The sequence below is a fragment of the Lelliottia sp. AC1 genome, assembly GCF_023278595.1.
GTDB classification, from domain to species: domain Bacteria; phylum Pseudomonadota; class Gammaproteobacteria; order Enterobacterales; family Enterobacteriaceae; genus Enterobacter; species Enterobacter nimipressuralis.
This window is the reverse complement of sequence record NZ_CP025699.1, coordinates 2798479-2813928: the sequence shown is the minus strand read 5'-3', so window position 1 is coordinate 2813928 and position 15450 is coordinate 2798479. Positions and strand designations below refer to the sequence as shown.

Genomic DNA, 15450 nt, shown 5'->3' with positions numbered 1-15450 from the left:
ATAATGGAGGAAATATGAAAGACTGTCTGGATTTGTCTGAGAGATAAAAGCAAAACGGCAACCTGAGCTGCCGTTTTGAGGATTTCTCGCTCTTACCGGGCGCGGGGGGAGGGCATCAGCCCACACAGACCCCGACAAATATCAGCTGAACATCACCTTCGCCCAGCGTGCCAGCCCGGCGGTGACGGAGCCAAAATCATCGCCACCGGCAATCGGAATGCCCGGCAACTGTTCTGCCAGCGCTTTCTTGATCAGCGGTGAACGTGCGCTACCGCCCGTCAGGTAGATCACATCCGGCTTCTCGTTACCGTTTTCCAGCGCCAGCTGGACCTGCTCCAGAATGCGCTGCAGCGGCTGCGACAGCGCCGTCTCAAGCCCATGCTGAGAAATCGCGGTCGCCAGTTCATCGCTGATAAACGGCAGCGTGACGGCGTGCTCGGTCGCATCGGAGAGGGCAATTTTGCTCTCTTCCGCACTGCGCACCACACGGTAGCTCAGACGTTGACGCCAGACTTTATGCAGCAGGGCCACTTTGTCGCCGTCCTGGGCGTCACGCACCAGGTCGTTCAGGAAGCGTCCGTTAGCGGTACTGTAGAAATCGCTCTGCGCCGGAACGTCGTTAATCGCGACGGCATTCCACCACGGCAGAATCGGCAGGGCGGTCCCTTTTTCTGTTTGCCCGCCCATACCGAGCAGCGGCATCAGGCTTTTAAATGCCAGGGCGATATCCAGATCGTTACCGCCTACGCGGCAACCGCTGTGCCCTAACAGGCTGTTTTCGCGGTCGCGGCGCTGGTGCCATTGTGGCCCCATCAGCAGCAGGGAGCAGTCGGTAGTACCCCCACCGATATCCACCACCAGCACACGTTTCTCTTCGCGCAGTGTCGCTTCAAAATCCAGACCCGCAGCGACCGGCTCATACTGAAACACAACGTCGCGGAAACCGGCGCGATGGGCCGCGCGCTCAAGAATACCCTGCGCCTGCTGGTTGGCTTCATCGCCGCCCAGCCCCTGGAAGTTAATCGGACGGCCAATGACGGCCTGGGTGATCGCGTCCGACACCTGCGTCTGCGCCTGGTTGCGAATGTGCAGCATCATCGCACACACCAGATCTTCAAACAGGGCTACCTGCTGCGGCTTAAGCCCGCTGGCACCGAGGAAGGATTTGGGGGATTTAACGAAGTAAACTTCTTCCGGATCTTCAATGTACTGCGCAAGAGAGGACAAGCCAAACTGTACGCTGGACGGCGTGACGTCGATATCTTCGTCGCGGTTGAAATTCACGGCACGACGCAGTAACGCCTGCGTCTCTGTGGCAGTCGCCGGAACCTGATGGTGGCGATACAGCCATTCGCTCACGGCTTCGCGCGTCGGCGCGCACAGCATCGACGGCAGCAGCGAGCTCTCTTTTTCCATTTTCAGCAGACGTGGCGTGTTGTCATCCATCACCGCCACAGAGCAGTTTGCCGTACCGTAGTCAAAACCAATAAACACTGACGTAATCCCCATGCCGTTGAGAAGGGGCGAGACTTTAGCGAAATGTCTCGCTCACGACAACAGGAATATGAAAGCAAGGCACGCCGCGTAAGGTCGGGTTATGCTGTGAAGACAACAAAAGGAGCGATGATGTACACCCTGAACTGGCAACCCCCCTACGACTGGCAATGGATGTTTGGCTTTCTTGGCGCGCGTGCGGTCGCGGGCGTGGAGACCGTGACGGATACCTATTACGAGCGCAGTTTCACCTGCGACGGCCATCAGGGGCTGTTTCGGGTCACGCCATCGCTGGCGGATTGCACCCTGCAGGTCACGCTCAGCGAAGGGCTGGTGCCGGTCGCACAAAACTGCCTGGCGCGTATCGAACGCCTGTTCGATCTCTCCTGCAATCCGCAGCACATCGCTGCCACGCTGGGTGAGCTGGGCGCAGCACGTCCCGGATTACGCCTGCCGGGGGCGATGGATGCGTACGAACAGGGTGTGCGGGCGATTCTCGGGCAGCTGGTGAGCGTGTCGATGGCGGCGAAACTCGCGGCGCGCGTGGTCGCGCTCTGCGGCGAACCGCTGAAAGGATTCCCGGAATACACCTGCTTTCCGACCCCGGCGGCCCTGGCTGCTGCCGATCCGCTGGCGCTCAAGGCGCTGGGGATGCCGGTGAAACGTGCGGAGTCGCTGATTCACCTTGCGCAGTCGGTCGTTGACGGCACTTTTCCGCTCCAGCCGCCGGAAGATATTGAGAGCGGAATGAAGGCGCTTCAGGCGCGGCCCGGGATCGGGCGCTGGACGGCTAACTACTTAGCCCTGCGCGGCTGGCAGGCGAAAGATGTGTTCTTGCCGGATGATTATCTGATCAAACAGCGCTTCGCCGGCATGACGCCAGCGCAGATCCGCAAGTATGCGCTGCGCTGGCAGCCGTGGCGGTCTTATGCGCTGCTCCATATCTGGTATACGGAAAACTGGGCACCCTCAGTTGATAGCGAAATAACTGGTGTTGAGCAGTAGCTCCAGCGGCTGCGGTTCGGCAATGGAATCGCCATAGATGAAGTCGATGCCAATGCCGGAAAGGGTATCCATCATCAGCGGCTGATTGCTCGGCCCGGCAATGGTTTTCATTCCCAGCCGCTGGGCGTGGCCCTGGATAATGGTCACCATCATTTCGTCCATCAGATTACCGTGGACGTTGGTCACCAGCTCCGGGTCCAGCAGCAGGTAATCCGCCATGTGGGCGCTCAGGTGGTTAAAGATGTCCATATCGCGCCCGACCTGGCTCAAAATAATGCGGCAACCGGCCTGACGCAGTTTTTGCAGCCCGTCCTGAATCGTCGCATCCTGGTTTTGCAGGGTTTCGACCGGGATCACCAGATGCAACAGGCGCCCTGGCAGTGGGCTTTTCTCCAGCAAATCGAGCAGTTCATTCACCAGCGTCGAGCTGGACATCCCTTCAGGCGAGAGCGGCAGCGCCACACCCATCCCTTTATTGGCTACCTGAACGGCAAAGGCGCGGAAAAATTCCTGGAAAATACGACGATCGAGGGCGTGCAGCAGATCCGGCTCTGCCAGCCCCGAGCGGAACGCGTGTTCTTCGAGCACTTCGCCCTGACTGGTCCACAGCCGCAGGGAGACCAGCCAGAAGTTGCTGCTCTCCGGAATGCGCGGCGACGCGACGCTGCGGCCAATCATCAGCAGATGGTTGTCTTTGATCATGTGCCATTGCTCATCCAGCGACATCATGCTGCGCGCGCTGTGAATTCTCTCCTGCTGCGGTTCGTACACCGTTACCACGCCGCGACCGTTGTTTTTCGAGGCGTAGCAGGCGATATCAGCCTGGGACATGACTTCTGCGGCCAGGCTGTTGGTGTCGTCAATCAGCGTGATCCCGGCACTGGCGCCGATGCGGTGCAGGCGACCTTCCCACATGAAGTGGTAATCGTTGATGGCATGAATAATTCGGCCCGCGATATAGCGTGCGCTCTCGACGTTACAGTCCGGCAGCAGCAGGCCAAATTCATCGCCGCCCAGTCGCGCCAGCACGTCGCTTGAGCGCAGCATACTCAGCATCAGAGACGACAGTTCGCGCAGCAGGGCGTCGCCCGCCGCGTGGCCTGCGGTGTCGTTCACCGCTTTGAAGCGGTCGAGATCGATAAAGACCAGCGCGTGGCGCTGATGGGTGTCATGCACGGTTTGCAGCAGACGCTTGAGATGGCTTTCAAAGCTGACGCGGTTCGCCAGGTGGGTGAGGGCGTCGTGAGAGGCGCTGTAGCTTAGCTGACGCAGCATTTTGCGCGACTCGGTGACGTCCTGAATGACCAGCACCGAGCCGATATTCTGCCCGTCGAGGGTGCTCAGCGGCGTGATGCTGTAGTGAATATCGAAGCTGCCGCTATTGCGGCTGTGCAGGACCACATCCTGATTAATATCAGAACGTGACATATCGCCGCTGTGAATATTTTCCATCGGCGGGCCGTTCTCGCCGAAGGTAATGTGCAGTACGTTGAGGATGGGCTGTCCCATCGCTTCCTGCTGCGTCCAGCCGCTCATTTTCTCCGCGACCGGGTTCATAAAGGTGACGTGCATATCGATATCGGTACACAGCACCGCCTCGCCGATAGAGTCGAGGGTGATATGCAGACGCTCTTTTTCCTGGAACAGGGCTTCGTTAAGTTCTTTAACTTCAGTCATGTCCATATTGATGCCGAGCAGGCGTTCGACTTCGCCCTGCTTGTTGAGCACCCGATTCGCCAGCGAGCGGATATGACGCACACCCTCTTTGACGCGTATGCGGAATTCGAGCTTAAACGGCACGCGCGCCATCAGGGCATCGCGGATCACCTGTTCAGCATGCTCGCGATCCTCCGGAAGCATGCTCTCGTGCCACAGCTGCCAGGTCGGTTTGATATGCGACGGAATCTCGTACATCTCGAACATACGTTTGTCCCAGCTGATCACATCCGGCTGTAAATCCCACTCCCAGATACCGATGCCGCCCGCTTCGTTCGCGAGCGTAATACGCTCCATCAGGCGCTTATTGACCCACTCGGTGTGCTTGAGGTCGTTGATATCTTCGATTTGCGCGATGAAATAGAGCGGGGAGCCGTCCGTATGACGTACCACGGAGACCGTCAGCAGCGCCCAGACCACCTCGCCGTTGCGGGTGTAGTAGCGCTTTTCCATTGAATAGCTGTTGATGTCGCCACGTACCAGATCTTCCAGGCTTTTCAGGTCGGAATTTAAATCTTCCGGCCAGGTCAATTGCTGGAAAGTCAGGGCCTGCAGCTCAGGCTGAGAGTAGCCAAGGAACTGGCACAGCGCCTTGTTTGCCTGCAGCCACTGCCCTTCAATGCCCACCAGCGCCATGCCGATGGCGGAATACTCCATCGCATTACGAAAACGTTCTTCACTCTCGGTGATGTGCTTGCGCTCGGCGCGAAAGGCGTACATCACCATGGTCATCACGTTCGCCGGCAGGAGCATCATCAGGAAGGGCAGCCAGGGAGCGTTGAGCATCACGTCGGTGTTCTGGGGCGTGAGCAACGCCGGTTTGGTCGCAATCATCAGCGACACCATCATCACCGTCACCAGAAAGACGAGGAACGCCTCCATGCGCGGTAGACGCACGGCGCTCCACATCAGTAATACAATTACGCAGGTAAATGGCCAGGGCAGGAAAGTGATCGACACCCAGCACAGCACCAGCGTGACCGCCATAGTGAGCAGGGTTTCCAGCAGCAGTTTCGGGTTGCGGTGGCGCAGTAAATAGTGCGGTTTAAACAGCAGACCGAGCGGAACTAGCGCCAGCGCGCCGATAGATTCTGAAAGCACCCACACAAAAAAGTTACGCAGCGGCTCGGCGCTGGGGACCAGCAGCCAGGCCAGAACGCCGCCCAACAGCGGCGGCACAACGGCGCTGCCTATCGCCAGACGAATCCAGTCGCTAAGATTTTTAAGCGGGTTATACCAGGGCAATAGTTTGCGCAGCAGCAGCGCGCCGACGCACGCTTCGATCACGTTGATGGCCGTGTACCAGAAACTGAGGGTTTCCCAGGAAAACAGCATCCATGAGGCAAGAATGTTACCAAACGAGCAGGCGAGGGCGATTCCTGGCCACATCTTTCCGGCGTGGCGATAGAAGGCGACCATCATGATCGACGTCGGGAACCATAACGGTGCCAGTAAAGTACCGAAACGCGTCAGCTCGAGCGAGAAAAGGGTAAAGATGAAGGTCACCAGACCAAGACTGACAAGCCGTAGTAAAGGATGTGGGGTAGTCACCAAAACATGCTGGTATTGTTTATTCATTACCGCTTTATCCAGAGACGCCATGCTGCCAGGAACAAGGTCCGCACGAATGAGAATTTTAATTTGGATTATGCTAGTACAAACAATTTACAATTCATATGCCGACTGCTCATAATTTGTCATCATAGAGTTATTAAATACTTAGTCTGCAGAAATTTCAGGTTTAACGCGTTAAAAATGACCGTTAAAATTTCGGTCAGGGCGAAAAGAGGGATTTGGAATGACTCTCGCATTACCTGCCCTTTCCACTAGTATCAGGCACGCGAAATCCCTATAATTGCCGCGTTTGACGCTCAGGCGTCGTCCTTCCTTTACATCCAGGTTAATCAGGTCGCTAAATTTATGACTGATAAGTCTCATCAGTGCGTCATCATAGGCATCGCCGGCGCATCAGCTTCAGGTAAAAGTCTTATTGCCAGTACGCTTTATCGCGAACTGCGCGAACAAGTTGGTGATGAGCACATCGGCGTCATTCCCGAAGACAGCTACTATAAAGATCAATCCCATCTGTCGATGGAAGAACGCGTAAAAACGAATTACGACCATCCTAATGCCATGGATCACAGCCTGCTGTTCCAGCATTTGCAAATGATCAAAAGCGGCACGCCTATCGATCTGCCGGTCTATAGCTATGTCGACCACACGCGTACGCAAGAAACGATTCACATTGAACCGAAAAAGGTCATCATTCTGGAAGGCATCCTGCTGCTGACCGATGCGCGCTTGCGCGAAGCGATGAACTTCTCGATTTTCGTCGACACGCCGCTGGACATCTGTCTGATGCGTCGTATCAAGCGCGACGTGAACGAGCGTGGTCGTTCGATGGACTCTGTGATGGCGCAGTATCAGAAAACCGTACGTCCGATGTTCCTGCAGTTTATCGAACCGTCCAAACAGTACGCTGATATCATCGTGCCGCGCGGGGGTAAAAACCGCATTGCTATCGATATCCTGAAAGCGAAAATTAGCCAGTTTTTTGAATAATACGCCCGAATTGTGTACCGTTCAGAGATAACCGGGTTTGCCCTGAAGCCAGTGCGGTTTCAGGGTTTGATGCACGAAAGGAGAAAGTGTCATGCGTCTTTGTGACCGAGATATAGAAGCCTGGCTGGATGAAGGGCGTCTGTCTATCACCCCGCGTCCGCCAGTAGAACGCATTAACGGTGTCACCGTTGATGTGCGTTTGGGCAATAAATTCCGTACTTTCAGCGGCCACACCGCACCTTTTATTGATTTGAGCGGACCGAAAGACGAAGTCAGCGCCGCGCTCGATCGCGTCATGAGCGATGAAATTGTGCTGGCGGAAGGCGACGCTTTCTATCTGCACCCGGGCGAACTGGCGCTGGCGGTGACCTATGAATCCGTGACGCTGCCTGCCGATCTGGTCGGCTGGCTCGATGGCCGCTCGTCTTTGGCGCGTCTGGGGCTGATGGTGCACGTCACCGCGCACCGTATCGATCCCGGCTGGTCTGGCCGTATCGTGCTTGAGTTCTTCAATGCCGGTAAATTACCGCTGGCGTTGCGCCCTGGCATGATGATTGGTGCACTGAGCTTCGAGCCGCTGACCGGCCCGGCCGAGCGCCCTTACAACCGCCGTCAGGACGCGAAGTACCGCGACCAGCAGGGTGCGGTTGCCAGTCGTATTGATAAAGACTGATTTAGGCTTCATCGAGGATGCCATGAGAAGAGTTCTTACAACGCTGATGATTTTGCTGGTGGTGCTGGTTGCTGGCCTTTCAGCGTTGGTTCTGCTGGTTAACCCCAATGATTTCCGCGCCTACATGGTCCGCCAGGTCGAAGCTCGAAGCGGGTATGAACTGAAGCTGGATGGGCCTCTTCGCTGGCACGTCTGGCCGCAGCTCAGCATTCTGTCTGGCCGCATGTCACTGACTGCACCGGGCGCCGCTTTGCCGGTGGTCTCTGCTGACAATATGCGTCTGGACGTCGCCTTAATGCCGCTGCTTTCGCACCAGCTACAGGTGCGTCAGGTGATGTTGAAAGGTGCTGTCATTCAGCTGACGCCGCAAACAGAAGCCGTCCGCAAGCCGGGTGAGCCTGTCGCCCCTCGCGCTAATTCACTCCCCGACGTCCCCGAAGATGCGGGCTGGTCATTTGATATCGCCAGTCTGAAAGTGGCGGACAGCGTGCTGGTCTTCCAGCATGAGGATGACGACCAGGTCACCGTACGCAACATCAATCTGACGATGGAACAGGACCCGCATCATCTGGCGACGGTCGATTTTTCAGGTCGCATTAATCGCAATCAGCGTGACCTGACTCTGTCGCTAAATGCCCGCGTCAACGCGTCGGACTACCCGCATCAACTTACCGCCGATATTCAACAGCTGAACTGGCAACTCGCTGGCGCCGATCTCCCGACGCAAGGGATCACCGGCCAGGGCACGCTGCAGGCGATGTGGCGTGAAGAGCAAAAACAGCTTGAGCTGAATAATCTCAACCTGCAGGCGAATGACAGTTCATTAAAAGGTCGTGCCAGCGTTCTGCTGGGCGAAGAGCCGAAATGGGTCTTTGATCTTCAGTTCGACAAGCTCAACCTGGAAAATCTGTTGCCTCCGCAGCCGGTCCCGGCGAAAGAGGGTGACGACGCTCAGGCACCCGGACTGCCGAAACAGATGCGACCGGTTATTGCGTCAAACGTCGACGCGCCAGACTACAACGGGCTGCGCAGCTTTACGGCGGATATTCTGCTTAAAGCCAACGCAGTGCGCTGGCGGGGCATCGACTTCACGAACGTCAGTAGCCAGATGCTGAACCACAACGGTTTACTGGTCATTTCCGAGCTAAGCGGTCAGATGGGGGCGGGGCATATTTCTCTGCCTGGCATGCTGGACGTGCGTAAGGATATGGCGAAGGCCGAGTTCCAGCCGCGTCTTGAGAACATCGAGATTGGCACTATCCTCAAAGCCTTCGATTACCCTATCGCGCTGACCGGTAATCTGACCATGGCGGGGGATTTCTCCGGCGATAAGATAGACGCTGACGCCTTCCGTCACAGCTGGCAGGGGCAGGCGCACGTTGACCTCGCCAACAGCCGCATGGAAGGGCTGAACTTCCAGCAGCTGGTGCAGCAGGCCGTCGAGCGCAGCAGCAATGTCAAAGCCAAAGAGAACTTCGACAGCGCGACAAAACTTGACACCTTTACCACCGATCTGACGCTCGACAACGGGCAGCTCACGCTTGATGACATGCAGGGGCAATCCTCGATGCTGGCGGTCACGGGTAAAGGCACAATGGATCTGGTGAAAGAGACGACGGATACGCGCTTTAATGTCCGCGTGATGTCCGGCTGGGAAGGCGAAGGCCCGCTGATTGATGTCCTGAAAGAGACGGCTATCCCGCTCAACGTTTACGGCAGATGGCAGGAGCTGAATTATAGTCTTCAGGTTGACCAGATCCTGCGTAAACATCTGCAGGATGAAGCGAAACGCCGTCTGAATGAGTGGGCGGATAAGAATAAAGATTCGCAGAATAGCAAAGATGTGAAGAAGCTTTTAGATAAGCTCTGATCCAATCATCCCCCTCTCCTTAAACGGGAGAGGGGGATAAGAAGAGATCAAACCTCAAAATCCAAATCGTCCTCCCCACGCAGGGGTATCAGCTGCACTTTCTGCACGCGATGACTCTCCACCTGCAGCGTCTTCAGCACATATTCCCCGACCTGAACCTCTTCACCCGGCTGCGGAATGCGCTGTAAGTATTCCATCAGCAGACCGGCGATCGTGTGGTATTCGCGCTTCTCATCCAGCGGCAATGGAACGTACTGCACCAGATCTTCCAGTGGCATATGACCATTGGCAGTCCAGGACCCATCGGCATTTTTCTGGATGTCGTGGCGGGCGTCGATCTCATCCACTTCGTTAGGCAAATTACCGGCGATGGTTTCCATCACGTCGCTCAGCGTCACCAGCCCTTCAACGGAGCCAAACTCATCGACCACAAAGGCAAAGTGGGTGCGCGCGTTGCGGAACTGTTCTAGCGCCGAAAGCAGCGGCAGGGTTTCCGGGAACACCAGCGGCTGGCGGATCAGCGCACGTAAATCCAGTGGCTCACCGCGCAGGGACTGCTGGAGCAGGTCAATGACGTGCACCACCCCAAGCAGACCTTCCTCATCATCACCGCCGGTCACCACCACGCGAGTGTGCTGGTTTTTATCCAGCAGGGCGCGGATCTGTGCTTCCGGCGAATTCAGGTCGATATGTTCGATATCGTGGCGCGACGTCATGATACTGCTCACCGAGCGCTGGTTAAGATTGAGCACGCGCTCAATCATCCGCCGCTCCTGCGGGTTAAAGATCTGGCTGTCGTCGTGATCGGCAAGCAGCGACGCCGACTCTGCATCCAGCTCGGCGTCCTCTTTCTTACCGCTGAGCAGACGCAGAACGGTCTCTGCCGTGCGCTGACGCAAGGTCTGATTGGCAGAGAGAAAACGGCGGCGGTTGAAAATCGCCAGCTGGTTCAGGGATTCAATAATCACCGAGAAACCGATCGCCGCGTACAGATAGCCTTTTGGAATATGGAAGCCAAAGCCGTCTGCGACCAGGCTAAAGCCGATCATCAGCAGGAAGCTCAGACACAAAATCACAATTGTCGGATGGCTGTTCACAAAGCGCGTCAGGGCCTTGCTCGCCATCACCATCAGCGTGATGGCAATAATTACCGCCGCCATCATGACGGCCAGATGATCAACCATCCCCACGGCGGTAATCACGGAATCCAGCGAGAAGACCGCGTCCAGCACCACGATTTGCGCGACCACGGGCCAGAACTTCGCCCCACGACGCTGGGTGGGGTTCTCGCTGTCTTTCCCTTCTAGCCGTTCGTTCAGCTCAACGGTGGCTTTGAACAGCAGGAACAGGCCGCCAAACAGCATGATCACGTCACGGGCGCTAAAGCTCAGGCCGTGGAACGAGAAGAGGGGAGTGGTCAGGGTGACCAGCCAGGAGATCGAAGCCAGTAACAGCAAACGCATCACCATCGCCAACAGCAAACCGGTAACGCGTGCGCGGTCGCGCTGCGCCGGGGGCAATTTTTCGGCGAGGATGGCAATAAAGACCAGGTTATCGATGCCAAGCACTAATTCGATGACGACCAGCGTCACCAGCCCGGCCCAGATTGATGGATCGGCAATCCATTCCATAGTAATAGCAGTACCTCTGAAGATATGACATTTGTCACACTTCGATCATGGATAAAGCTGGCTAAAATTGCAATGACTGCTTGAGATTTCTCTTAATGAAAGCGAGGGAAATAGCCACGGCGATTAACCCTGTTATTTCTATAAGAAAGTGAAATTATCCGGTTAAGCGGATAATTAGGAAATATCGCATGAAATGTTTTATGTCCGTATTTTGTCAATATAAAGAAATTCCTAAAACCATAAAACTTTGCGCTTAATATTATTCTTAAAAACCAATAATAGGACGGTTGTCTCCTTGCCTGCTATTAGGTTAGCTGCAACAATTCTCCAGGCATCAAATGTTAAATCTTCTTGCTGCTATTTATGTAACGGTCTTAAGAGCGAACATTCATTACCGCTCAGGCATTGAAAATGCCGGATATATTTATCCTGCAAGACCTAATTTTAGAGGGTGTCTATCCATAATACATTGTTTCGTCAGTGGATTGGTAACTGAAAGCCAAGGGCGGTAGCGTGCCTGAAAGCGTGTGAATCAGCCTCGATTATTCTGTCAATAGCCAATGGATGAATAAGCGTTTTTTAGGATTGATGCCAGTTATATTTCTATTTTATTAACTGCATTCTGATTGCCTAAACAACCCGCGCTTATTTAAATTGCACAGGATAATTACTCTGCCAAAGTGATAAATAATCAATGATGAAATCCAAAATGAAATTGATGCCATTATTGGTGTCTGTGACCTTGATGAGTGGTTGTACGGTCTTTCCCGGCAGCAATATGTCAACAATGGGCAAGGATGTGATCAAGCAACAGGATGCTGATTTTGATCTCGACAAAATGGTGAATGTTTATCCATTAACGCCGCGTATCGTCGAACAATTACGCCCGCGTCCGAATGTTGCGCAGCCGAATATGTCTCTGGATCAGGAAATTGCCTCTTATCAATACCGCGTGGGGCCGGGCGACGTTGTGAGCGTCACCGTCTGGGATCACCCGGAACTGACCACTCCCGCAGGGCAATACCGCAGCTCCAGCGATACCGGTAACTGGGTGCAGCCTGATGGCACCATGTTCTATCCCTACATCGGTAAAGTGCACGTCGTGGGGAAAACCCTCGCAGAAATTCGTAGTGATATTACCGGCCGTTTAGCGCAGTACATCGCTGACCCGCAGGTGGACGTTAATATCGCCGCATTCCGTTCGCAGAAAGCCTACGTCTCCGGCCAGGTCAATAAATCAGGCCAGCAGGCGATCACCAACGTGCCGCTGACCATTCTCGACGCCATCAACACCGCGGGCGGGTTAACGGACGCGGCCGACTGGCGCAACGTGGTGCTGACGCACAACGGCAAAGAGGAGCGCATTTCACTCCAGGCGCTGATGCAGAACGGCGATTTGAGCCAAAACCGTCTGCTCTATCCGGGCGACATTCTGTTTGTGCCGCGCAACGACGATCTGAAAGTGTTCGTGATGGGCGAAGTTAAAAAACAGAGCACCCTCAAAATGGACTTCAGCGGCATGACCCTGACCGAAGCGCTGGGGAATGCGGAAGGCCTGGATCTGACGTCGTCTAACGCCAGCGGCATCTTCGTGATCCGTCCGCTGAAAGGCGAAGGCAGTGCGAAAGGCAAGATTGCCAACATCTACCAGCTGGATATGTCTGATGCGACGTCGCTGGTGATGGCGACGGAATTCCGTCTGCAGCCATACGATGTGGTCTATGTCACTACCGCGCCAGTCACACGCTGGAACCGTCTGATCAACCAGTTGCTGCCAACCATCAGTGGCGTTCGCTACATGACGGACACGGCGCGCGACATTCATACCTGGTAACCCGCGATGTTTAACAAAATTCTGGTGGTGTGCGTGGGGAACATTTGCCGTTCCCCCACGGCTGAACGGTTGCTGAGAAATTATCAGCCCGATCTGGTGGTGGACTCCGCAGGGCTGGGGGCGCTGGTGGGGAAGGGGGCGGATGAGCGCGCAACGAGCGTGGCGAAGTCGCATAACCTCTCCCTGGACGGACACGTGGCCCGTCAGGTCTCTGGCCGGATGTGCCGGGAGTACGATCTGATCCTCGCGATGGAAAAACGCCACATTAGTGCGCTGTGCGAAATCGCACCGGAGATGCGCGGCAAAGTGATGCTGTTTGGTCACTGGGACAGTGAGCGCGAAATTCCCGATCCGTATCGCAAGAGCCGTGAGGCATTTGAGGCGGTTTATACCTTACTAGACCAGTCTGCCCAACAGTGGGCGCAGGCACTGAAAGCTCAGCAGGGATAACAATGACAGAAAAAACAAAACCTTCTGCCGCCCCGATCTCGGGCAGTGATGAAATTGATATTGGCCGTCTGATCGGGACGGTGGTCGAGGCGCGCTGGTGGGTGCTGGGCATTACCGCGGTTTTTGCGATCGCCGCCGTGATCTACACCCTGTTTGCTACGCCTATCTACAGTGCCGATGCGCTGGTGCAGATCGAGCAAAACTCCGGTAACTCACTGGTGCAGGATATCGGTTCGGCGCTGGCGAATAAGCCACCGGCGTCCGATGCGGAAATCCAGCTGATTCAGTCGCGCATGGTCCTTGGTAAAACCGTTGACGATCTCGACCTGGATATCGCCGTCAGCAAAAACACCTTCCCGGTGTTTGGTGCCGGTTGGGACCGACTGATGGGGCGTCAAAACGATACCGTTAAAGTCACCACCTTTACCCTGCCAAAAGGTTCGGCGGATCAGGTGTTCACCCTGACGGTGCTTGGCCCCAAACAGTATGAACTGACCAGCGATGCGGGCTTTAGCGCACGCGGCGAAGTGGGGCAATTGCTGTCTAAAAACGGTGTCACCATGATGGTCAGCGCCATTCAGGCGGCCGAGGGCGGTGAATTTACCGTCAGCAAATTCTCGACGCTTGGCATGATCAACAATCTGCAAAACAACCTGACCGTCACCGAAAATGGCAAAGACACGGGTGTGCTGAGCCTGAGCTTTACCGGTGAAGATAAGGAGATGATCCGCAACGTCCTGAACAGCATTACCCGCAACTACCTTGAGCAGAACGTGGAGCGCAAGTCGGAAGAGGCGGCGAAGAGCCTCGCTTTCCTCGCGAAACAGCTACCGGAAGTGCGTACCCGTCTGGATGACGCGGAGAACAAACTTAACGCCTATCGCCAGCAGAAAGACTCCGTCGATCTGCCGCTGGAAGCGAAATCGGTGCTCGATTCGATGGTTAACATCGATGCCCAGTTAAACGAGCTGACCTTCAAAGAAGCGGAAATCTCCAAGCTTTACACCAAACGCCACCCGGCTTACCGCACGCTGCTGGAAAAACGCCAGGCGCTGGAAGATGAGAAATCGAAACTCAACAACCGCGTCACCGCGATGCCGAAAACCCAGCAGGAAATTGTGCGTCTGACGCGCGATGTGGAGTCGGGCCAGCAGGTGTACATGCAACTGCTGAATAAACAGCAGGAGCTGAAAATCACCGAAGCCAGTACCGTCGGTGACGTGCGAATCGTTGACTCCGCTATCACCCAGCCTGGCGTGCTGAAACCGAAGAAAGCGCTGATCATTTTCGGCAGCATTATTCTCGGCCTGATGCTCTCCATCGTCGGTGTGCTGCTGCGCTCCCTGTTCAACCGCGGTATCGAAAGCCCGCAGGTCCTCGAAGAGAACGGTATCAGCGTCTATGCCAGCATTCCGCTGTCGGAATGGCAGAAGTCGCGCGATAGCGTCAAAACGGTCAAAGGGGTCAAGCGTTACAAACAGAGCCAGCTGCTGGCCGTGGGTAACCCAACGGATCTGGCGATTGAAGCGGTGCGCAGCCTGCGTACCAGCCTGCACTTCGCCATGATGCAGGCCAAAAATAACGTCCTGATGCTCACCGGGGTCAGCCCGTCGATTGGTAAAACCTTCGTGTGTGCCAACCTCGCGGCGGTAATCAGTCAGACCAACAAACGCGTGCTGCTGATCGACTGCGATATGCGCAAGGGTTACACCCACGAACTGCTTGGCACCAACAACGTCAACGGTCTGTCGGAAATTCTGCTCGGCAAAGGGGAGATCAGCCAGTGCGCCAAGCCGACCTCCATTACCAATTTTGACCTTGTGCCGCGCGGCCAGGTGCCACCGAATCCGTCCGAACTGCTGATGAGCGAACGTTTCGCACAGCTGGTGAAATGGGCGAGTGAACACTACGACCTGGTGCTGATTGATACGCCGCCAATTCTGGCCGTCACCGACGCCGCGATTGTGGGCCGCCACGCCGGGACCACCCTGATGGTGGCGCGTTATGCGGTGAACACCCTGAAAGAGGTGGAAACCAGCCTGAGTCGCTTCGAGCAGAACGGCATCGAAGTTAAAGGGGTGATTCTGAACTCCATCTTCCGCCGCGCAACCGGGTACCAGGATTACGGGTATTACGAGTACGAATATAAGTCTGACAGTAAATAATCGTTTTCCCTCACCCTAACCTTAATTCCCTCTTCCATCGGGAGAGGGCA

General features: G+C 55.6%; 10 protein-coding genes. 7 read left to right on the top strand and 3 right to left on the bottom strand.

What is annotated here, in order from left to right; translation table 11 throughout:
• Positions 1–141: 141 nt before the first annotated feature.
• A complete protein-coding gene (gene yegD / locus C0560_RS13420) occupies positions 142–1494 on the bottom strand; it encodes a molecular chaperone (protein WP_248858722.1) in 1353 nt (450 codons plus the stop codon).
• A 132-nt stretch (positions 1495–1626) separates the two neighbouring features.
• Here yegD and alkA point away from each other — a divergent pair, with 132 nt between their 5' ends.
• Positions 1627–2499 carry a DNA-3-methyladenine glycosylase 2 gene (alkA, locus tag C0560_RS13415; protein ID WP_123427421.1) on the top strand — a complete coding sequence of 291 codons (873 nt, stop codon included), beginning with the start codon at positions 1627–1629 and terminating at the stop codon, positions 2497–2499.
• On the opposite strand, the gene C0560_RS13410 is transcribed toward alkA, so the two are convergent.
• Positions 2464–5793 carry a diguanylate cyclase gene (locus C0560_RS13410; RefSeq protein ID WP_107704247.1) on the bottom strand — a complete coding sequence of 1110 codons (3330 nt, stop codon included), beginning with the start codon at positions 5791–5793 and terminating at the stop codon, positions 2464–2466. The two genes, alkA and C0560_RS13410, sit on opposite strands and share 36 nt — an antisense overlap.
• A 342-nt stretch (positions 5794–6135) precedes the next feature.
• Here C0560_RS13410 and udk point away from each other — a divergent pair, with 342 nt between their 5' ends.
• The 3 genes from udk (at position 6136) to asmA (ending at position 9320) form a co-directional block, all read left to right on the top strand.
• Positions 6136–6777 carry a uridine kinase gene (udk, locus tag C0560_RS13405; RefSeq protein WP_100779601.1) on the top strand — a complete coding sequence of 214 codons (642 nt, stop codon included), beginning with the start codon at positions 6136–6138 and terminating at the stop codon, positions 6775–6777.
• A gap of 91 nt (positions 6778–6868) precedes the next feature.
• Complete coding sequence (gene dcd, locus C0560_RS13400) at positions 6869–7450, top strand: dCTP deaminase (protein ID WP_100779602.1); 582 nt, start codon at positions 6869–6871, stop codon at positions 7448–7450.
• Between the two features lie 22 nt (positions 7451–7472).
• Positions 7473–9320: an outer membrane assembly protein AsmA gene (gene asmA / locus C0560_RS13395; protein WP_248858721.1), complete on the top strand. Its 1848-nt coding sequence runs from the start codon at positions 7473–7475 to the stop codon at positions 9318–9320.
• A gap of 47 nt (positions 9321–9367) precedes the next feature.
• Here asmA and C0560_RS13390 read toward each other — a convergent pair whose 3' ends face one another.
• The gene (locus C0560_RS13390) at positions 9368–10951 is read right to left on the bottom strand and encodes a TerC family protein (RefSeq protein WP_248858720.1); all 1584 of its coding nucleotides are present in this window, start codon (positions 10949–10951) and stop codon (positions 9368–9370) included.
• A gap of 694 nt (positions 10952–11645) precedes the next feature.
• Here C0560_RS13390 and C0560_RS13385 point away from each other — a divergent pair.
• From C0560_RS13385 to wzc, 3 genes are read left to right on the top strand one after another with little or no spacing between them, the layout of a single operon-like run.
• Positions 11646–12785, top strand: a complete 1140-nt coding sequence (locus tag C0560_RS13385) for a polysaccharide export protein (protein WP_100779605.1) — start codon at positions 11646–11648, stop codon at positions 12783–12785.
• A 6-nt stretch (positions 12786–12791) separates the two neighbouring features.
• On the top strand, positions 12792–13235 hold the full coding sequence (gene wzb / locus C0560_RS13380) for a low molecular weight protein-tyrosine-phosphatase Wzb (RefSeq protein WP_123427425.1): 444 nt from the start codon (positions 12792–12794) through the stop codon (positions 13233–13235).
• 2 nt (positions 13236–13237) lie between these two features.
• Entirely contained in the window at positions 13238–15400 is a 2163-nt protein-coding gene (wzc, locus tag C0560_RS13375) for a tyrosine-protein kinase Wzc (RefSeq protein ID WP_100779607.1), read from the top strand.
• Positions 15401–15450 lie beyond the last annotated feature (50 nt).